Annotated in this window: 11 protein-coding genes; 1 reads left to right on the forward strand and 10 read right to left on the reverse strand. The window is 34.9% G+C overall.

Annotated elements, in window-relative coordinates:
- Nucleotides 1–76 precede the first annotated feature (76 nt).
- The 4 genes from ACWA1B_RS16895 to ACWA1B_RS16910 form a co-directional block, all read right to left on the reverse strand.
- A complete protein-coding gene (locus ACWA1B_RS16895; RefSeq protein WP_456908883.1) occupies nucleotides 77–1,846 on the reverse strand; it encodes a RagB/SusD family nutrient uptake outer membrane protein in 1,770 nt (589 codons plus the stop codon).
- 6 nt (nucleotides 1,847–1,852) lie between these two features.
- Nucleotides 1,853–5,134, reverse strand: coding sequence for a SusC/RagA family TonB-linked outer membrane protein (locus ACWA1B_RS16900; protein WP_456908885.1), 3,282 nt, complete (start codon nucleotides 5,132–5,134; stop codon nucleotides 1,853–1,855).
- A gap of 74 nt (nucleotides 5,135–5,208) precedes the next feature.
- A complete protein-coding gene (locus ACWA1B_RS16905; protein ID WP_456908887.1) occupies nucleotides 5,209–6,132 on the reverse strand; it encodes a FecR family protein in 924 nt (307 codons plus the stop codon).
- An 83-nt stretch (nucleotides 6,133–6,215) separates the two neighbouring features.
- Nucleotides 6,216–6,740, reverse strand: coding sequence for an RNA polymerase sigma-70 factor (locus ACWA1B_RS16910; protein WP_035651241.1), 525 nt, complete (start codon nucleotides 6,738–6,740; stop codon nucleotides 6,216–6,218).
- A 267-nt stretch (nucleotides 6,741–7,007) separates the two neighbouring features.
- On the opposite strand from ACWA1B_RS16910, the gene ACWA1B_RS16915 reads away from it, so the two are divergent.
- Nucleotides 7,008–8,063, forward strand: a complete 1,056-nt coding sequence (locus ACWA1B_RS16915) for a phosphatidylinositol-specific phospholipase C1-like protein (RefSeq protein WP_456908889.1) — start codon at nucleotides 7,008–7,010, stop codon at nucleotides 8,061–8,063.
- Nucleotides 8,064–8,243: 180 nt separating this feature from the next.
- On the opposite strand, the gene ACWA1B_RS16920 is transcribed toward ACWA1B_RS16915, so the two are convergent.
- The 6 genes from ACWA1B_RS16920 to ACWA1B_RS16945 form a co-directional block, all read right to left on the reverse strand.
- On the reverse strand, nucleotides 8,244–10,169 hold the full coding sequence (locus ACWA1B_RS16920; RefSeq protein WP_456908891.1) for a metallophosphoesterase: 1,926 nt from the start codon (nucleotides 10,167–10,169) through the stop codon (nucleotides 8,244–8,246).
- 410 nt (nucleotides 10,170–10,579) lie between these two features.
- Nucleotides 10,580–12,220, reverse strand: coding sequence for a glycosyl hydrolase family 18 protein (locus ACWA1B_RS16925; protein ID WP_456908893.1), 1,641 nt, complete (start codon nucleotides 12,218–12,220; stop codon nucleotides 10,580–10,582).
- Between the two features lie 184 nt (nucleotides 12,221–12,404).
- Nucleotides 12,405–15,062 carry a beta-1,3-glucanase family protein gene (locus ACWA1B_RS16930; protein WP_456908895.1) on the reverse strand — a complete coding sequence of 886 codons (2,658 nt, stop codon included), beginning with the start codon at nucleotides 15,060–15,062 and terminating at the stop codon, nucleotides 12,405–12,407.
- 115 nt (nucleotides 15,063–15,177) lie between these two features.
- Nucleotides 15,178–19,134 carry a family 16 glycosylhydrolase gene (locus tag ACWA1B_RS16935; protein ID WP_456908897.1) on the reverse strand — a complete coding sequence of 1,319 codons (3,957 nt, stop codon included), beginning with the start codon at nucleotides 19,132–19,134 and terminating at the stop codon, nucleotides 15,178–15,180.
- Between the two features lie 422 nt (nucleotides 19,135–19,556).
- Entirely contained in the window at nucleotides 19,557–22,484 is a 2,928-nt protein-coding gene (locus tag ACWA1B_RS16940) for a triple tyrosine motif-containing protein (RefSeq protein ID WP_456908899.1), read from the reverse strand.
- Between the two features lie 358 nt (nucleotides 22,485–22,842).
- Nucleotides 22,843–23,490: an HAD family hydrolase gene (locus tag ACWA1B_RS16945; protein WP_456908901.1), complete on the reverse strand. Its 648-nt coding sequence runs from the start codon at nucleotides 23,488–23,490 to the stop codon at nucleotides 22,843–22,845.
- Between the last annotated feature and the right edge of the window lie 57 nt (nucleotides 23,491–23,547).

Below are 23,547 nucleotides of genomic sequence, written 5' to 3' on the forward strand. Positions count from 1 at the left end.
AAAATAGAAGCCTGTCTTTTTCAAGACAGGCTTTTCTAATAAAAAATAAATAAAAAAATAAACTAACTAACACAACTTAGTTATAACCTTGATTCTGTGTAAATTGTTTCGTAACGTCAATAGTTGATTGCGGAATTGGAAATACTCTTCTAAATGGCTGTGAAGCCGATTTAGCAGTACCCGGTAGATCAAATTTCCCAAAACGAATCATTTGTGGTCTTCTGTATAATTCCCAATACAATTCGAAACCAATTTCATTATATAATTGCGTCGCATCAAGTGAGGTAAGTGCTTTTCCTGGCACACTTCCAAACAAAGCTTCTCTCTTTCTGCTTGTGCGTAATTTGTTTAAATCATCCATTGCTAATCCTGTATTTCCTTTTCTGAAATAAGCTTCAGCTCTCATCGTATAAATTCCACCTAAACGGAATAACGGAATATCAACATTACTGTTACCGTTTCCGCCTTCAGGATCAAATTCATATTTAAATACACGCGCTCCCTGATTGATTTCATTTTGAGCAAAAACAGCCTGAGCAGGATTTTTGAAAGTTAATGAAGGCGTAAAATCCATTCTTGTCGTTGTGCTTTTTTCCATAAACAAGGGAGAAACTTTAATTCTTCCGTTGATCATTTCTAAAGAACCTGATGATAATAATATTGGTCCGTATTGTGGTCCATATTCAATTCCTCTATTAAAATGAAACCAAGGTAAATTAGCGCTTTTCGGAACGATATCTGTAGCAGGAACACTTACATCAGTTCCGTCGTTTTTGAACCAAGTTCCATCTGAGTATTGGTATTTTTGCTGAAACCTTGGATCATCATGATTTCCGTCCCATGTTGCAAAAAATTCAGGCGTTGTACAAGCAGCGTTTGTTCCTCTGTTTGCGGCTGAAGTTCTTTGATTACGCTCCATACAAACGTATGCAAAGCTGTTTGAACCGTTACGGATGTAATCTATCTTTTGAGAAATCGCAAAAATAAGCTCTTTTCCTTTCTCATTGTCTCTTGCAAAGTTTTTGAAATAATCGCTTTCTAAAGAATATTTTCCAGAATTGATCAACAATGAAGTATAATAAATTACACGATCCATATCTGTTCCACCACCTGAAACTGCAGCTTCACTAAAATTAAAGTTCGAAGTCGCATTGAAACGATCTTTAAATACAGCGCGATTCAAATACATTGTTGCCAAAAAACCATAAGCTGCTTCTTTAGTAAAACGGCCGTGGTGCGTTTGCTGTTCTCCCATACTTGCCAAATCCGGAATTAAAGCCTCAACATCTGTAATTAATTTATCAATTTGAGTATCGGCTTTTAAAATTTGCAAAGGTGCATTTGGGTTCATTGGATCTCTGTAAGGCGCTTGTCCGTACAAATCCAAAGTGGTATATAAATAATACGCTAAAAGTCCTTTCGCTTCTGCCAAAAATAATTTCTTTTCCGGAATTGAACTTTCTTCAACCGATTGAATTGCAGTCAACGAACGTGTAATTCCGTTAGTCAGTTTATTCCAGTTGTCACCTACAATCGCATTATCCGATTTCCATGTAAACTCGTGCATATCTCTCCATTTTCCTCCATCTCCCCAGTCACTTCCGCGTGTTGGCAAAATAGCCTCATCTGTAGTATATTCTTGTAATGAGAAAACACCTCCATGATCTACAAAAGTTCCATCTCCTAATCTGTCATAAGCTGCCGCAAGTGCTCCGGCCGGATTTGAAGCATTATCGCCTAATACTTCGTCCAAAACTACTTCATCAAGATCTGTACAACTAGCAAAAAGCCAGATAAACGAGAACAATGCAATTAATTTTATACTAAAAAATGTATTTGTCTTCATAATAAATTATAGTTTTAAAGTTGCTCCAAAACTGAACGTTCTAGAAGTTGGGTAAGCAGCATAATCAATACCAATTGATTGGTTTCCGCCGTTTGATTTCGGACTGTTGATTAGCGGGTCAAAACCTGTATAATTTGTAATTGTTACCAAGTTTTGTCCTGTAACATAAAGCGTTAAACCATTGATCCAGTTGATTCCTTTTAAATCGAAATTGTAACCAATACGCGCTGTATTTAATCGGATAAAATCTGATTTTTCTAAGAAAAGTGTCGATAAAATTGGCGAATTTGTTGGATTTGCACCCGATTCATAATAGCCTGTTGCCACGTTTCTATCAGAAGCCAAGTTGTTAATATTCAAGGCATTTAACCCCGTATTATTCAGCAAATAACCTCCAGTTTGTCCAATGATTGAGAAAGAGAACGTGAAGTTTTTGTATCTCATATCACTGTTAAATCCATAGTAAAAAGTTGGCAAAGCTCCTTCAATAATAATTCTGTCGCTGTTGTCGATTTTACCATCTCCATTTTGATCTTTAAAAATATTTGCTCCGTTAGCATCAAAACCAATATGCTGCAATAAGTAGAAAGAACCCGCAGCGTAACCGCTTTTGTAAATATTAGCATTTACTCCAGATTGCCCAGGGCCTGAAATAGTTCCAGTCAAGATTTCTGAAACTGGCAAATCTTCAATTTTATTATTCAAAGTCGCACCGTTCATGTCGATATTCCAAGAAAAATCTTTTTTGTCAATTAATTTTGAACCTAACATAAATTCAAAACCTTTATTGATGATTTTTCCGTCGATATTTGTCCAGATTGTTGTTGTTGGACTTAACGCTTGTGATGGAACATTTAAGATCGCATCTGTAGTAGTTTTGTTGAAATAATCTAAAGTTCCGTACAATTTATCATTCCAGAAACTGAAATCTAAACCTAAATTGTATTGCGTTACAACCTCCCATTTCAAATCAGGATTTGGTGTTCTGTTTACTGAAACTCCGTTTACCAAATTCAAATCACTATATAAATAATATCCGTCAGCTCCTGAAAGCGAATAACTTGCCTGAGTAATTTTATTTTCAACTTCCTGATTTCCAGTTTCACCCCAGCTTGCTCTTAATTTTAAGTTGCTTACTGCTGTTACATCTTCTAAGAATTTTTCTTTAGAGATATTCCATCCTAAAGCTGCTGATGGAAAATAACCGTATTTGTTATTTTTTCCAAAACGAGTCGAACCGTCAGCTCTCATCGAAGCTGTCAAAAGGTATTTATTATTGAAAGTATAATTTACTCTTCCAAAATAAGACTGAAGTTCATTTTCCTGTGCATATCCAGAAACTCCAGATTGCGTTCCTGCAAAACCAGGATTAATTGCTGGTGGTACACCAACTCCTTGATTTGAGATTCCATCAACACTAAAACTTGTTCCTGATCTTTCGAATTTTTGGTATGAAAACCCACCTAAAGCTTCAATTTTATGTTTGTCCAAATTCAAATTGTAAGTCAAATAATGCTCGATTAAAGAGTTTCTAGAATCTAAATTATTCTGAACATATTTCCCTTTTGGGTTCAAATCGGTTAAGTTTGGAAAAATAGTCGTATTCCTTTCTGATGCAGAACGGTCAAAACCAATGTTTAATTTGTATTCTAATCCGTCAACAATTCGCAACGAAGCTTCTAAATTTCCTAAAACTCTCAATGTACGCGTTACGTCATCATAAATGCTTAACAAGTAAGCTGGATTATAATGCGCATTCATATTAAAATTTGTATACTTCCCATTTGCATCAAAAACAGATCTTGTTGGGTTTGCCATCAAAGTATGAACGATCAACTGTCCGTTAGAACCTCCGTCATCACTTGTAGGCACTCCATTATCTTTAGTTTCACTTGCCGTAAGATTCATTTTTACTTTAAGACGTTTGTTATCTAAAAACGATTCCGCAGCATTAATTCTTCCCGACATACGTTTGAAATTACTCTTATTGATAATTCCTTCCTGATTCATTTGCGCTACAGAAGCATAATAATTTCCAGTCTCCGTTTGTTTTGAAAAAGCCAATGAATTATTTGTTGTAATGGCAGTTCTAAAAATCACATCTTGCCAATCTGTATTTCCTCCGTGATCAAAAGCTGGGTCTTTAATTGCTTTTCTATATTCGTCAGCGCTTAAAACATCCAATTTGTGAGCCACATTCGAAACTCCTGTGTAGGAATCAAAAGTCAATGTTCCTTCACCTTTTGAACCTTTTTTAGTTGTAACCAAAACAACTCCGTTTGATCCTCTTGCACCATAAATCGCTGCTGCCGAAGCATCTTTCAAAACGGTAATCGATTCGATATCACTTGTATTCAAAAAGTTCAATGGATTTTTAGCCGATGAATTTCCGAAACCAACATTACTTCCAGACGGACTCACATCATCATTAGACAATGGCACACCATCTACAACGAACAAAGGTGTACTTCCGCTTCTGATAGATCCAACTCCTCTAATTGTTACATTTACTCCTGCTCCCGGCTCTCCGCTTGTATTAACTACACGAACTCCGGCAATTTTCCCTTGCATTAAATTATCTACAGAAATGTTTACACCTTGCTTAAAACTTGCTGCTTCAAGCTGAGTAACAGCACCCGTTACATCTTTTTTAGATTGTTTTCCGTAACCGACAACTAAAACTTCGCTCAATTCAGAAGTATTTGGTTCTAACTGAATTGTCATAAAAGTTTTTTGTACAGTAACAACTTTAGTTTTATACCCTAAATACGAAACTTCGATAGTTTTTCCGTCGCCAACTGTAATTTCAAATTCACCATCAAAATTAGAAACTGCACTGTTTGATGAACTTGTTTCCATAATCGTTGCACCCGGAATTGGCACATTGTTTTCATCAACTACTTTTCCTTTTACTTTAACTCTGTCTACCGCTTTTTTTGTTGCAGCTTTTGGCGCGGCAGTTTTCTGAATCAAAACTAGTTTTCCGTTAATATTGTAATTGAAGTTTGCCTTTTTTGAAAGATCATTCAAAATTGCCGAGACAGTTCCGCCAGCAAAATTTACTGTATAAGTTGTATTGTCAGCAATTACAGCTTGTCCGTAGCTGAATTTATAATCGGTTTGTTGGCTCAATTTTGAAAATATAGAAACAAGAGTTGCTTTTTCTATTTTATTTTCTAAATTTGATTTTTTTACTAAAGTTTTACTATAACCTGTCTGTAAGGTCAGTAAAGCCAGAACTAAAAAGAAAAGACTCTTTAGATTTAAATAAGAAGTTTTAAAATACATGATTTAAGTTATTGGTTTTTTTACGATACTTAATTTATTCAAAGGCAGTTGTTCTCAGCAACTGCTTTTTTGTTTTAATCCACTTTTACTATTTCGCCATAAACTCTGAATTTTAGGTTTGTGATATAATTTATTTGCTCTAAAACATTCTCTAATGTTGCGTCTTTTTTTATGAATACCGTTAACGGCGTTGCTAATACCCGCTCATTATCGTACTGAAATGAAACGCCATATTTATATTGTAAAATTGTAATGACTTGTTTAAGAGTAGTTTGATTTAGCGTTACATCAGTTGAATACCAATTCACTAAAAATGATTTATCGGCTAATTGCTTCGTTAGTTTATTTGATTCAAACAAAGCTTCTTGATTCGGAACCAAATCAACGCTCTGCCCTTTTGAACTCACGTTTACTTTTCCGGTTACTACAATCACTTCACATTTTGATTTTGAAAGCTGAATGTGAAATGAAGTTCCTACTACTCTGGTTTTAATTTCTCTGGAAGTAATTATAAAAGGATGTTTTTTGTCTTTAGCGATTTCAAAAAATGCATTTCCTTTTAAAAGAGAAACTTTTCTTTCCTCTCCTTCAAATTTTTCAGGATATTGAAATAATGAGTTTGCTGCCAGATAAATTTTCGAGCCGTCACTTAATTGGATAGATTTGGGAATCGATGACGTTTTAAACGATAATTGCTTTTCGACAGCAATTTTTGGTTTAAGCCAAAAGCCTAAACCGGCAAGAAAAAGAATACTGGCAGCTGCTATATATTTTAAATAAGGATTAAAGGTTCTCTTTTTTCCTATTCTAAACTGAATATTATTGTAGATATCCTGAGAAACATCATCAGAATTTCCCATCGAAACTTCATCCCATTTCGATTTTTGATATTGATTGAAGGCGAAATCATTAAGCAGATTTTCTTCTGCAATCGAAGTTTTATTTCTTGAACTTTTATCGATAAGATATTCTAAACTATGCTTGATTCTTTTTATCATACTACTTATTGTTACCTATAAGTACCAGAATCTTGAAATCGTACTATCCGCAAATATTATGAAAACATCAACAGAAAGTTATCTTAAAAGTTTTTGTGAAAAATGATTAAAGGCGCCATCCAGGCTAGGTCTTTCAAGCCTTCGCGCAATTGTTTTAATGCCGATGAAATTTGGTTTTTTACCGTTTGTTTCGAAATTCCAAGTTCGTCTGCAATCTGGTCGATTGACATATCCTGAAATTTATACATTAATAAAACTTCCTTTCTTTTTTCCGGAAGCTGATCCAATAAGGAATAAAGCAAATCCATTATTTCAGGATCAATAGAAGCAAAATTGTCAATGATGTAATCTTCAAACTGATCTTCCAAAATTGTCTTGTCAAACCGATTATTTTGATAATGTTTAAAAACCTGATTTTTGACGGCGCGAAATAAATAAGGTTCAATCGCATTAATATTCAAATCATCTTTTCTTTCCCATAAATCAATAAAAACATCCTGCACGATATTCTGTGCCAAGTCTTTATCCTGAGTCATCGTATACGAAAAGGCATTGAGCTTTTTCCAGTATTGTGTATACGTTTTTTCAAAAATTTCAGGGTTCTTCATAATGGCCTTTGGTAGTATTTGGTGATGTAAAATAATGAAATACGGCACCAATAGTTTTTGTTTGAAAGTTATCTTTAAATTAAATTTCGAATTGATTTGTTTTATTAATACTACTATTTTCAGGCAAAAATGACATTTGGTTTGCGATTTCTTTTCGTTTAGCTAACACAAAAAACAATTGTCCATTTTACTTTAGTATTCTCTAAAAAAAGCAATTCTCTGTTGCTGCGTCCTCTTAATTCCACAATCCTAAATTTCATCAAAAACATGAAACAAATTTTGTTTACAGTATTATTTGCTGGAGCTATTCAGTTGAGTCACGCACAAAGCGACAACTTAAAAATCAACCAAATACAAGTTATCGGTTCGCACAACAGTTACCGCCATGCCATTGAAACTGATTTATACAACACCATTCAGGCAAAAGATACTTCGCGTTCGCTAAAAGGACTTCAGTACACACACATTAGCCTTACAGATCAATTAAATAAAGGTTTGCGCAATCTAGAAATTGATGTTCAGGGCGATTCTCAAGGCGGAAAATTTGCGCATCCAAAAGGTCTTGACATTGCAAAATCGCAAGAAGCTTACGATCCAAATGGAGAAATGAAAAAACCGGGCTTTAAGGTTTTTCACATGATAGATATCGATTTTAGAACTTCATGTTACACGCTTCAAAGCTGTCTTGCTGAACTAAAAAAATGGTCGAATGCAAATCCAGATCATGTTCCGGTTTTTATCACTTTGGAACCAAAAGACGACGATAGTTACTTAGGTACAAAAGCAGAGAAATTTACGCCTGAACTTTTTGATGCTTTAGACAAAGAACTTCGTAAAGGTTTAGGAAACAAAATTATCACGCCAGATATGGTTCGCGGAAAATACAAAACACTTGAAGAAGCCGTTTTGAACAACAACTGGCCAACTCTAAAAAATGCAAAAGGAAAATTTATATTTCTTTTAGATAATAACGGCGCAAAAAGAGATTTGTACGCATTGAATCATCCGTCCCTTAAGGGACGCGCCGTTTTTATTAATGCCGAGCCTGGAAAACCAGAAGCAGCTTGGATGTTTAGAAATAATTCTCAAGATCCTCAAATTGAAGATTTGGTTAAAAAAGGATACATCATAAGAACCAGAGCAGATTCTGACACGAAAGAAGCACGCGCCAACGATTATTCTCATTTTGAAGCTGCAAAAAAATCAGGAGCTCAAGTCATTTCAACAGATTATTATTTGCCAAGTACTTTCTTCAATTCTCCTTATCAAATTAAATATGATGATGGAACTTATGTGAGAACGAATCCTGTAAATGTGCAGTAAATTTTAACCGCAAAGCACGCAAGGTTTTTTATCAAAGATTGCGCACATAAACACGAAGTTCGCAAAGCTAAATGATAAAGCTTTGCGGACTTTGTTGCTTAAATTTTGCGAGATTAAAAGAAAACTTTGCGAACTTTGCGTAAACCTTAGCTCCCAATAGCTATCGGGATTGCGTTTAAATTACTTTAGACTTCTAATTTCACCACTTTTCAAATCAACTGTAAAATGATCGGCTGGAACTTCATGCATGAATTTATTGAAGATAATCAGGAATAATTTCATTTGCTTTTGAAGAGTTGTATCATTTGAAGCAACTGCATTTTGCAGAAACAATTTTGACAACACTTTATATTGTTTTGCTCTTTCCAACCCAACATCGGCTAAAGCTAATTCATCAGCACTTCTAAAACGGTAAAAGTCAATTAAAAGATCATTTCCCGTCCAATTGAAATCTTCTTTTTTTAGATTATTTTGAGCTAGAATTTGTACCGATTTTGTTTCAGCTTCAGTCCATTCTTTCTGAAATTGAGATCCGTTTTTCAGAATAAAATCAAAATCTTTATCTGATTTTATATTCGCCAAAACCAATAAATCCTGAGCCGAAACATTCAGAATAAAATCTTTGAAAGCAGAAGGCCAATCGTCCTTAAGAAAACGAAGACGTACTAATTCCTTCAAATGAAAATCAGTAAACTCGTGGTAAGTTTTGGTTTCTAAAATAGCTTTATTCCAAATGTCCTTTGTGTTTTGACTTTCTAAAAACTGATATTCCATTTTGTACAAATCAAAAAGTTCATCAAATCTCGGAACATTATCAATCGTGATCGTCTGAATATCGACAAGATTATCTTTCTGAATCGTCAATAATTTGTAAGCTGGAATATAAGCCGCAAGCGATGGTGTTTGAATATTTACCAAAGTATTGCCTTTTGCAGTCGTGCGTAATCCCGTATCGTTGATATGCATATGGCCACCAAAATGGATTTTTAATCCAGCATCGGCAAAAACCTGCGCTACTTCTTCAACAGGAACTCGGTTTAATTGCCATTTATTCGGACCCAATAATTCTTTAATTTCCGCGGAAGCGTCATCATTAAAATCAATCATCGGAAAATGACTGAAAGCAATCAAAGTTTTACCTCGAAGTTTGGCTTCCGCCGAAATGTCCTGAACCCATTTAATAAGATGCTTTTTATTTGAAAGCACATTATTATAACCTGTCCTCGCTTCTGAATAACTTTTGGAGTCTTTTGGATTTTCTCCGTTTTTCTTCGGAATATAAACATTTCCGTCAATTGCCATCAACCAAAGTCCGTCGATTGGTTCAACGACATAACTTACATCTGGAACTTCAAATCCAGGCGCAACATTATACACTCTATTAGTAAGTTTTGAAGCTTCAACAGCTTTTTTGAAATCGTAATTTTGAGAAGTGTAATTGGTGAAAGGAGTCGACCAAAACTTATATTTTTTATTCGGATAAAAACCGAAGTTTTTTAGATCATCTGTAATGCCAAAATAACCCATTTTAGCAATATCGGCTGTTATGACAACTGGCTGTTCGATATTCATGTTTGGCTTATACATGCCGTCTTTGCTAAAAATGGGTTGGCTTTTTCCTTCTTTTCCTAAAAAATCTTCTTTACCCGATTCCTGAGCAAATGGTCCAACCGGATCATGATTTCCAGTGGTTATAAAAAACTCAATACCATATTTTTTTTGGTACTGATCTAAAATTTTCTGTAATCCTCTTACGTGAATTGGCTGACCGTCATCGGTGTAATCGCCCGGAAGCGCAACGTATTTTATCTTTCTTTTTGCAATATCTTCAAGAGCGGCGATGAAGGCAAAATAATTTTCATTGAAAATTCTCGTCGAATGCAACTGCGAGGCCATCGTTCTTATTAACGTGTATTTTTTTGTTTTGGTATTCAAAACGCCTTTAAAATCATTATCGGAGAATGTCCCGAACAAATCCTGCAAGTGAACATCTGATAAAAATGCAACCTGTACACCGTCTAAATTCTTTTGATTTTGGGCTGAAATTGTATGATTGAAGAATAGTATAAAGAGTATAATTATTGTGGAAGTATATTTTAAATTCATAGGTTTTGAGCTTTTGGGAAATGGGAAATTATTAAAAGTAATAAGCAGCAATTTTATAGATTTAATGATGAAATGAGTTTATGTTATTGTTATCGAATGATAATTTTTAGGGGATTTTTTATTGGTTAAAAAAATGTGTAGTCCCTACGAGACAATTATATTACGGTCAATTTCTTTTCTACCGATATTGACTCCTACGGAATTTTCTAAATTGCAGTAAGTTTACCTCGTTAGAGGTTAAATATCGGTACAAAATAGATTTTCATACGCCGAAAAAAGTCCCGTAGGGACTACATACAAAATTATTTAACTACAAATAAATATCAAAAAAAGGCTGTCAGGAATGACAGCCTTTACATTAAAACCTAAAATTTAATGTATATAAAACCATTATGACGAATGGTTTATGATTATTTTTTAATAAAACGCCTTACTGTTTTGATTCCATCTTTCTCCAATGAGATCAGGTAAATTCCGCTTTTTAAATTAGCAACATTGATACTGTTGTTGTTTACTGTTTGTGATGCAACTGTGGCACCACCTTCAGAATTGATAACACTTACATTTGCGCCAGAAACTTCTGAACTAAAGAAAAGTGTATCTTCTGTTGGATTTGGGTAAATAGTAACACTTGCAATATCTGTAGGAGTTTCAGCAGTTGGGACAGCAGATTTTGCAGCTAAACCTGATGCCGACTTAGTAATTCTAAACCAGTTAATATTGGCTCCTGAAGCTTGAATATATATTCCAAAGTTATATGTTCCGGCATTTACATTTACAGTTTGAGAAACCGTTTGCCAGTTTTGCCATCCTCCTGTATTTGGGATATTAACAGCGCCAAGCTGAATTGTTCCTGCATTTAAATCAGATGAAATTCTAGCTCCGTTAACAGCACTTGCCACTCTGTATTCAATAACATAATTGCCAGATGTTGGGAAATTAATATTGTAATACGCCATCCAGTCTCCTGTATCACAGTAACCTACGTTTAATCCTCCGCCTGTATCTGTAGTAGCTTCTGTTTGAACACCGCTCATTGTATTATAACTTTCAGCCTGAATTAAAGTCCCTGTTCCCGAAGGATTACTTCCTGTAATTACCTGATTGATGGCTGTTAATAGTGATTTTGAGCCTGTTGCGTCCTGAGATAATTCCCAAATCATAACTCCACCTGCGTTTTGAATCGCAAAAGTTGTTTTTGCTTTAATTGTTGGAATTCCGTTATAATAAATCGTGTTTCCAACCTGATCCTGATTTTCTGCTCCCGGATATTGCGCTACGATATTAGCATAAGAAATTCCCTGATTTGCAGATGCTCCAAAACCGTATCCGTAAAAAGGTAATCCGATGATGGCTTTGCTTGCCGGTAAACCTCTTCCTGTCCAGTAATTAAATTGGTTCACAGCCATACTGTATGGAGAATGCTGTCCCGGATTGTTGGGCTGCCATGGCCCAGTTGCATCGTATGCCATGATATTAATCCAGTCGTAAGCCGCAAAAGTAGATGCAGGTACATTAGCACCACCATATCCTTCTGAAAGCGCTGCTGAGATCAGTTTACCATTGGCATGCAATTTATTCGCCAAAGCAATAACAAATCCGCCGTAATCACCATTGATTGCCGGACCTTCTAAATCTACGTCGATTCCATCAAAATTATGCGCCACAACATAATCGTAGAGTTTTTGAATAAAAGCCGTTCGGTTTGCTGGCGTAATGAGGTTAAAATAATTGTCGCGAATCGCACCGCCTTCAGAAACGGAACCTCCTCCAAGCGAAACAAAAACTTTAATGTTTTGCGCATGTGCAGCGTTGATGATAGCATTGCTTCCGGAATTAAACGTTAAATATCCATTGGCATCAGGATTTTCGAATGCAATATTGATATGCGTTAATTTACTGTACTGAATTGTACTTGAAAAGGCGTTCAAGTCTATCCAGTTTGGAATGTAGGCTATAACTTTTTTCTGCTGAGCTACAGCTAAGTTAAAAACGCTAAAAACTAAAATAATCATGCATTTCTGCAGCATTCTTCGGTAATTGTTTTTCATAATAATTGTTTTAATAGATTAATAAACTCGTAAATATTGGGACGGTTATTGAGTTGTATTTTTTTTGATTTTAGATTTCAGACTTTAGATTTTAGATTTGACTGTTTATGCAATCTAATTTCGTAGAACTAACACTACCTAATTATTATCTAAGAATCTAAAGCCCGAAATCTGGTTTTTAAAACTATTTTTTTATGAAACGTTTGATCGTTTGTTTACCATCTTTTTCAAAAACAATAAAATAGATTCCTTGTTTCAAATGCGAAACATCAAAACTGTTATTATTTATTTTTTGAGAGGTTACAGTAGATCCCGTTTGTGAATCGACAATTTTTACACTTCCGCCAGAAAGATCTGTAGTTACATAAAGTGTATTTTCAACCGGGCTTGGATAAACATTTAAAACTGTTTCAACTGGAGCTTCTTCTTCTGGAGCTTTCGCTAAAGCTGTTTTTGCAGCAGCGCCCGCACCTACTTTAGTAATTTTAATCCAGTTGATGTTCATTCCGGTATTTTGAATATAGATTCCGAAATTATAGGTTCCTGCATTTACATTTACCGTTTGAGAAACTGTCTGCCAGTTTTGCCATCCTCCAGTATTTGGAATATCAACATTTCCTAAAAGAATTGCTCCAGCATTTAAATCAGAAGATAATCTTCCACCTGTAACTGCACTTGCCACTCTGTATTCAATTAAATAAGAACCTGTTGTTGGGAAATTAATACTGTTATACGCTAACCAATCGCCAGTTTCTGTATAACCAACATTTGAACCTCCGCCAGTATCCGTAGTTGCTTCAACCTGAATTCCACTCATTGCTGAATAATCTTCTGCCTGAATTAAAACTGAAGTTTGAGAACTTGTAGCCGGAATTAATTTCCATTGTCCGCAAGTTTGGTTGTTGTTATCCCATTGCTGAATAATGGCTCCAGAAGCGGTACTTGCTCCGGCAACCTCAACAATTCTTCCGCTGTGTCTTGCAACAATTTTGTAATATCCGTCTCCAGTTGAAACCAATACAAATTGTTGATTTGTAGTCGCATTGTATGGATATTGCTCTAAACGTGCTCCGTTTGCTTTATTGAAATTGTTGATATCTAAAGATTGTCCGCTATGATTCGCAATGATTTTATATAAGCCATCACCTAAATGTGTGAATACAAATTTTTGGTTATTACCAGAAGTCAATGCTCCTTGATTGATTCCCGCAGCATTTGCCATACTTGAATTCCAAACATCCATGTATAAACCGCTGTTTCTGTTTTGTAAAAAGAAAGTCTGGTTTCCTAAAGTTGTAGTTCCGTTTGCAATAACTCTTATGGAAGTTACTTTGTCATTCCAAGTTGTGTTTAGACAAGAATTATCAGAATTAATTACGGTTGAAGCTCCTGTAAAATTATCATCCTGATATAAAATCGCCTGATAACCTTGTGTAATTTTAAGCGAAGAAATATCATCATTTAAAACACCTAAAGTATTTAAACGAGCCAAGTTATAATCTCCAATTGTTAATCCGCCAGAAAAACCTGTGTAGTTACAATCTTTATAAACCGTAATAACATCTGTCGAAGCTGGCACAGAAGGAACTGTTCCTGCATAACCTCCAAAAGAAGCTATTACTTTTGTTGGTTGCGGAGAATGAAGTGATGGAGATTGATCTGCAACATCATCATACGCAAAACCATAAGCCAGATTATCAACATTAATTCCCGGTAAATGCCAGAATTTAGAATAATGGTTTGTTGGGTTTACCTGATAATATTTTGAAGCGTCGTACCAGTTTTGTTGTCCTGGATTTGTTGTTGTAACATTTACAACATGTCGGTTAATTGCCGCTGTTAATTGTGCCTGAATCACAAGATCTAAATCTCCGTCGACCAATCTTCTGTCCAGAACACCTTTTCCTTCAAGGGCTTCCTGAGTACTTGGTCTGTATTGAACTCTTCCTGTACGGCCAACAAAACCTCCAGACTGTCCAACCATTTCAAGTTGTTCACCAATAACTCTTCCTTTAAAAACTCCGGCATCTCCGGCATAAAATATTAAATCTTCATTTTTGTATTTGTTCCAAATCGCGTCGATATAAGATTTTAAATAGTTTTCGTATGGTCCTCCTGGTGCATATGCTGGTGTTTTAGACGGAGCTGTAATTTCTCCTGTTGCATCGTTTACACAACCTTGAAATTCTGCCGGAACATTGGCTTTAAAAGCAGCAACGATATCAGCATGTTTTTTTAAATCTCCAACTCTCTTTTGGTAACCATTTGTACCAAATAATTCCAATCCCATTGGATATTTATATGAATCTACACGTGTTGGATTTCCAAAGAAACCATATTGATTGTTAGTCAATTCGATCATTTCGTATAAAATTCCCTGATTCGGATCTGTTGCATTCTGCGGATTTGGCGAAGCATATCCTGACGGAGCGCCGTTTGCACCAAAAAAGTAAAAATACAACTGCGAACCTTTAGAAATAAAAACCCTGCAACCTGCAATTAATGGCAATGTGAAGGTTTTATTTGGAATTTCACTCAGCTTTGTAAAACACGCCGCATATTTTGAGTTTTGTCCCGGTCCGGTATTTCCGCCATAAGTTGGCCCTGTAACAGTATTGTAAGATGAACTCATTGGTAAAACCTGACTTGTTTTGGCATTTACCCAAACATGGTTTCCGGTTGTATAATCGATTCCCACAATTGCAACATATAATTCATTGTCATTAAACGTAGAAGTATTACTAATTGTAAAAGGAATAGCACCTTGTCCGTACATTAAAACAGATAGGAATGTCAGCATTACTGCTAAAAAAAACTTCTTTTGTAACTTAAAATTTCTCATTGTTTAGATTTTTTGATTAATAAAAATTTGTTTCTAATTAGTAAGAATGAGAAAATAAAATGTGTAAAAAATTGGGTGTAACTATTTCGGGTCATTACACCCAACTGATTTTTAATTATTTCTTAATTAGCTTTTTAGTCCAGCTTTTTTGATCTGATTTGAAATTCAGAATATAAATTCCTTCTCTTAGTCTGCTCAAATCAATTACACTTTCACTTGCTTCTTTTTCAGGTTTATTCTGAAGAATCAGCGTTCCTGAATTGTCATAAATCGTGATGGTTTTGTTGTCCAAATTTTCCGGAATTGCAACTTGAAGATAGTCGCTTGCCGGATTTGGATAAATGGCAAAAACAACACTTTCAGACGCACTTTCGTCCACTATAACATTCGCTTTTTTAGCGGCAGAAGCAGATCCGTAGGCTTCAATTTCATACAATGAATATCCGTAAGGAGCTAAAGCTTTTGTTGTACATAAAATTCTAAGATATCTACCAGTTCCGCTTACGGTTAAATCATCTGTTCCTCCGTCGCTTGCTGTTTGTGTATTGATAGTTTCATTTTCTGTGAAAACATTATCTGTAGAAAGCTGTACTTTATATTGTGTTGCAAAAGCTGCTTCCCATTTTAAAACCACGCGATTCAAATTATAATTACTTCCCAAATCAACATAAATCCATTCTGTCGCATTGGCAAAAGAACTCGCCCATCTTGAAACTTTTCCGTCTCCATCTGTAGCTTTACCTGCTGATAAAGTCGGATTTTCTTCTGTAGAAGCTGTTGCAGTTTTTGATAAAGCTAAATTTACATTCGGATCTGGCGTAATATTTCGAACAATAACATCGCTGAAAACTCCTGTTCCTAAAGTTCCATTCGCGTGAGATGTAACCGCCATTCCAACATAAATGGTATTAGCCATAGTAATTGTTTTTGGAGTTCCAAGCTGTGTCCAAGTTGCTCCATTATCAGAAGTGTAAGAAGTAAATACATTTCCTGAACGAACCACACGAACCCATTTTGGAGCCGTTCCTGCTGCAACATCTGCAACGGTTACTCCTGACGTAGCATTTCTTGATAAAAACTCAACTCCTGCAGCTGGTGTCACATCGGTCATCGCATGTTTGGAAGTTGGTGTAAGCGTTTCGCGAAACATAACTCCAGCTTTTGCATAAGTATTTGTATTAGTAAGCGAATTTACTTTAGCAATAATTTCAGCATCGCCCGTAATGGATTGGTTAACAAATTGAAATTGATCACTGGTTTCCCAAATATCAGTTCCTGAACCTTTAATAGTGAAAGTTCCGCTAGAATGTGTCGCTTCACCCGCAGGCGTTACCGCACCTAAATCTGTACTAACCCACGGAGCAGGTAATCCAACCGGGGTTTCTGTAGAAACTAAGTTTAAAGCTCTAAGATTATCAAAATAATAGGTGTTTCCAGAATTTGTTCCTGGCTCGTATAAGAAAACAAAACGGTTTACTTCATTATCTGCGGTCGAAGCATCTGGCGTACTTACATACGTAAAAGTCACTGTATGCCAAGTATTCGTTTGTTTTACAACTCCCTGATAAATACTATGCCTTCCAACAGGATAGTTTGACGGAACAGAAGCACTGCTTTCTGCCTGCCACGAAATAATTGATCCAACTGGAGCTGATGTATATACATCCATGGCGAATTTTTTAGTTCCGGCTTTAAAATCTCCAATATTGGTTAAAGTGGTATTGAATGAGAAGTTATCATACAATTCTGTTGATTTACGAACGTATCTTCCAACGTTTGATGAAGTGTTGATTCCCGTTGCACTAGGATTTGCTACGTTTGCTGTATAAGTTCCGATAGCATCTCTAAATGTAATATTGTGAACCGTTTGATAATCTTCATAAACTACTCCAGGCGTATAAGTATCCGGAAGTTTTGTTGCGCCAATTCTGATATTATCAATATAATACGTATCACTCGTATAAGAACCTGAATTGAATAATAGAACCATTTGGTTAATTGCTAAATTCGAAGTTCCGGCATCTGGACTTGAATTGTAGTAGAATGTTAGCGTTTCCCATTGATTCTGTTTCGTTGTAATTGCTACATAATTACTATTTCTTCCTGTTGGATAATTTGCCGGAAGCGAAGTCGCACTATTTTCAAAATTCATACTTACAACTGTTCCAACCGGAGCTGTTGTATAAACATCAATCATGATTTTATTGGTTTGGTTTTTGAATAAACCAGCATCTTCGATTGAAGTTTGTGTATTAAAGAAAAGTACGTCGTATTGTTCCGTTACATTTCGAACGTATCTCGCCACATTTGCAGACGAGTTAACTGAATTTGAACCCGGATTTGCTACAACTGTGTAAGTTCCTGTCGTAGTTCCTTTTATAATTTTATTGATGCCGTCGTAATTCTGCAATACATCTGTCGCAACAATTGGTTTTTCCGGAGTAGCTCTTGTCAATAAATTATCAAAATAATATGTCGCTCCAGAATTTGAATTCGATTCAAAAAGTAAAGCGACATTATTGATTGTCAAAGCACTTGTGTTTGGATCGATAATCTTTTCAAATTCAAATTCAATCGTTTCCCATTTATTCTGAACCGTTGTAGTCGCTTTGTAACCGCTATGTCTTCCTGACGGATAATTAGTTGCCGTAGTAACATTACTATTTTCTAACTGCATAGAAATTTTTGTTCCAACCGGTGCTGAAGTATAAAGATCAAAAGAGATTCTTTTTCTTCCTGACACATAATCATTTGCATTGCTGATTACGATATTTTTGATATTGAAAACATCATACAATTCAGAAGAGTTACGAGCATATCTTCCAACTAAAGTCGAAGTATTGATTCCAGTTGCAGATGGATTTGCAATTGCTTCTGTCAAAACTCCCGTTTTATTTCCGTAAACAACATTTCTGTTCGTTTGAAAATCTTCCTGAATTTTCTCTACCGGAATTGCAGCTTCAGTCGTTACAGCCAATTTATAAGTATTTGCAGTACATCCAGAAGTTGTTGCCGTTACCGAAACATCTCCGCCTGCAGTTCCCCAATTTACAGTTACAGCATTAGTTCCTTGTCCAGCGGTAATTGTAGCTCCCGAAGGAACTGTCCAGTTGTACGTTGCACCTGCAATAGCATTAATAGAATATGTTTTGCTAGTTTCATTTTGATACACTTTTGCATCTCCCGCAACGCCATATTTATAACTTCCGTCATAAACACGAACGTAATCTACCTGCAATTTTGCCGGAAAATCTCCAGGAATTGGCGCAACACCCGCACCATTTACACTTGTATAAGGCGTTCCTGCGCTACCTACAGCAAGATTTAAAATGATATAAAACTGACTATCATTAAATGGCCATCCGCCGTTTACAGTAGTATTTGGACTTGCGGTGTGAAATAAAACATCATCAACATACCATTTTATAAAATTTGGTCCCCATTCTACCGCATAAACGTGAAAATCTGTAGACAAATCTGTTGGAGAACTGTAACTTCTTCCTGTAAAATGATATCCGTTTCCGTCATAATGAATTGTTCCATCTACAGATTGTGGGTTTCTGTGTTTGGCTTCCATAATATCAATTTCACCTGTGTATGGCCAGTTTCCGTTAACGGGAAGCATCCAGAACGCAGGCCATGCACCTTGTCCGTTTGATAACTTCATACGAGCTTCAACTCTACCGTATTTAAGGGAATACTTTCCTTCAGTAGTTAATTTTGAAGAAGCGTAAGGCTGATCAGGAAATGATCCGTTTGGTTGGTATTTAGCCTCAATATTTAAATAACTGTTTGCTCCTTCTTTAACAATTGTCGCCTGATTTGGATCGTAGCGTTGCGCCTCAGCATTTCCAAATCCGCAAAGCGAAGGGCAGCCATTTCCAGAAATACTCTGCCATTTGGTTAGATCGACAGTAGTACCGTTAAATTCATCAGACCAAACTAATGTTTTGCATTGCGCCTGAACTTTTAAAAGTGGCAGCAACACAAATAATGCTACAACCAAAAATTGTTTAAAATAATAGAATTTGTCTTTCGGTGGTCGGCCGAAAAAAGAGTCATTTTGTTTCATTTTTTTAGTTTTTTGTTAGTAAAGCTTATTACCGTAATAAAAACCCATTTTGCAGTAAACAGGTCATTATCTTAATAATAATCCGACAATATTAACAAATAAATCAGGCTAGACTTACATTTTTGAGTACGGTTTGACTACGGTGATTTAAAAAAAATGAAGAAAAAAAGCGTAAAACTACTTAGGATATTACTTACGAGATAAAATTCCATTTTTTGGAACTTATCCTTAATCTTAAAAGCTGCAAAAGATTTTAAACGTGTGAAAAATTTTAAACACGTAGAAACATAGATTTTCTTCTTGCTTCTTATTTGAGATTATAAAAAAAGCTCGCTTTCACACATAGCTATGTTTACTTAAACTATTGAAACGCCTTTTTTATAGACAAAGTAAACTATGTTTCTAGGTGTTTGAATAATTGTCTAAAAATTTAGAATGAATTCAGTGATATTTGCATCTGAAGGAAGTTGCAATTTTTTTCGAATTCTGTATCGGGTATCTTCAACTCCACGAACAGAAATTCCTAAAAGTGGGGCAATTTCTTTTGTATTAAAATTCATTCGCAGATAAGCGCACAAACGCATATCGCGAGGAGTCAGTTCCGGATAAGTTGTTTTCATTCTCTGCATAAAATTATCATGGAGCTGATTGAATATTTCCTCAAATTCGTTCCAATGTTTGTCGCCCTGCAATTCGTGATCGATTAGTTTGTTTATTTTGGTCAATAAACTAAAGTTCACATTTGGATCGTTATTCTTGTCCATCTGTCCGATCAATTCTTTTATCGAAAGTAGAATTTCATTTAAATGAATAAGATTCACGGTATTTGAAGCTACTTTGGCATTTTTAAGATTGATCGTTGTTTCGAGATTTTCCCGAACTATAGCCATATTTTCCTGCTCCAAATTCAACCTCTGCTCGTTAAGTTCAGCACGGGCGCGCAATAATTCTTTTTCCTGATTAAGAATTAATTGCTGACGATCATGCTCAGCCACCGATTTTTGATATTTAATAATCAAATAAATGACAACACAATAAAGTATAAAATACAAAATATAAGCCCAGATCGTTCTGTACCACGGCGGTAAAATTTCAAATCGAAAAACCGCTTCTTCGCTTACCACATCATAAATGTTTTTTGCCCTTACGTGAAAAACATATTCGTTTTCAGGTAAGTTTGTATATTCTTTTTCGTTTTGTAAACTGTAATCTGACCATTTGGGTTCAAAACCTTCCAACCAGTATTCGTATTTTGTAGCATCGGCTTCATCGTAAAAAAGAGATGAAAAAGAAAAATGCAATGCGTTATTAGAATGCGATAAAATAGGTGAGATTTTTTCTCCAGCTTCTTTTGTTTTATTCGGTAGCACATCATAACGGCTTGAAAATATCAAACTATCTTTGGGAAAAATACATTTCACTTCTGAAATTACCGCTTTGTATTTTGTTTTGTATTTCTTGTTTTTAATGGCATTATAATGAATTAAACCATCTTGTGTTCCAAAAAATACATCACCGCTCGTTGTCGTTTGAATATTCTCAAAACCAGGAACATATGAGTAACGAAGTTTTCTAAAGGGCAGTTCTTCAACTTCAAAACTTCCGTCTGGTTTTTTCGTCATTTTCCCAGTATTTTCCCCAGAAATGTACCAAATATTATTTTGATTATCGGGTTTTAATAATCGAATATGATTTTCTAAACCTAGATATTTTTTAAAAATAGGTTCAGGAATCATTTTCTTCGAATGAGCATCTTGTTTGTAAACTCCTTTTGTGGTTCCAAAAAGAATTTGATTATCAATTTTAAAAGTATTCAGAAACAAACTCGATGGAAATCCATTTTTATCATTGTAGAATTCAACTTTTGAAACCGCATCAAATGTTTTATTAAACTGAATTTTATAGATTCCTTTGTATCCGTGGGCAATCCAAAAATTACCGTTTTTATCTGTTTCTATGACACGGCTGCTTTCTTCAAAGCCTTTTATTTTATTTTGATAAACCCACGAATTATTTTTTTTTTTAAGAAGATACATTCCGTTATAACCGCCAACAAGCAATAAATCAAGATGATTAGGAACTAAAACTCCTTTCCACGCACCATCAACTTTTGCCAGTAACTTTGCTGAATTACCGGAAATTTCATAGATTCCATTTTTTTCAAAAGCCAAAAGCGAATTTCCAAAAACACTAATATTCCAGACATTTTCAAACATTCCAGAAATGTGTTGAAAGTTCGCGTTTTGATGTTTGCCGTTTTTATAAGACTGCCAATCCATCCAAAATAAACCATTGTCTGTGGCTATATATAATTTATTCTGATAAATCTGACTGCAGTAAATTTTGGTTTCTGAATTTGAAGTATCCAAAACTCTGGACAATGGCGAAGAAATCTGAATTTGCGAAATTCCTTCTTTGAGTGTAACCCACAAATTGCCTTCTTTATCAACCTTAAGATTCGTTACATAATCATTCTGAAGTCCCATTTTTTTATCAATATGCTGAATCAAATGTCCCGAACTATCTATAACTATCAACCCAGATTGTCGGGTTCCAATTCCGAAATACCCATCAGAAAGCTGGATACCAGTAGAAATTTGATTTTGCTTCAAAACATTATCTGCTTCAGTTAAAAAAGGCTTTAACTGATTATTTTTAAAAGTATAAAGTCCGTTTTTTTGCGTAAAAAGTAAAAGACCATTTTGAGTTTCAAAGATTTTTCTGATTTTCATTCCGGCAAACTTCTCTCCATTTGTAATCGAAATTAATTTATTGTCTTTTAATTTCAATAAACCTTTGGTATTATGCGAAACATAGATTTCTTTATTGACTTCGAAGAAATCATCAAATTTTTCTTTAGACTTTAAAACCTTGATTTTATTGTTGTTGTAGATAAAAATTTCTTCATAAGAGAAAAAAATCACTTCGTTATTTCGGATAACGGTATGTATAACATCTCCAAAATTCCGAGCTGATTCCGGGAGTAATTTTACTAAAGATGTATATTGATACTGCCCGTTTGGCAATTGAATCGCATAACCAAAATCGCCCTGAGCACCAACATACATTTTATCTTTTTTATCGATGGCAAGCGAGCGAACCATACTCCTATTTTCCGGTTGTGTAACGATGCTCCAACGAACGCCATCAAATTGCATAATCCCGAAATGATTAGCAAAAAACATCATTCCTTTAGAATCCTGCAAAACATCCCAGTTTTCGGAAGCGGCCTTGTAAGTTTTCGGATTATAATTAATTATAAAAGGAGCACCAATTTTTTTAATCTGCGCATTTAAAACTGGACAAATGAGCAATATTGATAAAATTAAAATTCTTATAAATTTCGTCATTTTTGTTTCTGTCTGTAGGTTATTTGCGATTTTTGGAATCACAACTTCAAAAATAACTCTTTGGGAAAAGTCATTTTTCTTTAGGCAAAACACATTCAGTTTTTAAATGTATTAATAACAATTATTCATTATTATCAAACCAAAAAAGAGAATGTCGAAATTCAAATATATAAAAATTTATTTTAATGCAATAAATTACATTTTAATCAAACAATTTTACAATTGTAAGGGAAAAATTTCAAGTTTTAAATTCCAAATTCCGGTGGCGACCATTGTCAACTTTGTCAAAGTTTAAAACTTTGACAAAGTTCTCTACTTGTTTAACCTGAAACGAAATCTGAAATCTGAATTCTAAAATCTAAAATTCCAGCATCTCGCTCAACTCTTCAAAACTATTAAAAAGAATTGCTCCTTCTTTTTCTAAATCTGCATTATTAAAACCATTTGCAAAACCGTACACTTTAAATCCACCACTAATTCCAGCCTTTACTCCGGCTTTGCTATCTTCCAGAACAATACAGTCTTTCACATCAAAACCCATTTCTTTAGCAGCATGCAAAAATATTCCCGGTTCAGGTTTCCAACTATTGATTTGATAGGAACTAAATATTTTATTTTTGAATTTATCCAATAAACCTGCCACTTCAAGATTTAGCTTTATTTTTTCAACCGGACCGCTGGAAGCTACGCAATATGGGATTTTTAATTTTTCGATATTTTCGATAAATTCAATAACACCTTCCATTGGTTTTACTTGAGTTTTAAATGCTTCAAAGCTTTTTTGGCGGTATTCTGCTTCGAAAGAGTCGGGAAGTTTTTGATCGATTGTTTCTTCAATATGGCGAAAACAGTCTTTTAAATTTCGTCCGTTGAAATTACGATAGGCATCTTCAATATGCATTTCAAAGCCATGCTCTAATGCCATTTCAAGCAATATTCCGTTACCGATTTTTTCTGTATCTACCAAAACTCCGTCACAATCGAAAATTATACATTTAACTTCCATACTTTTTATTTACATTTTTAAAATTGTCTGATAAACCAATCAAATGAGAAAATGTAA

The organism is Flavobacterium xizangense (assembly GCF_054075145.1).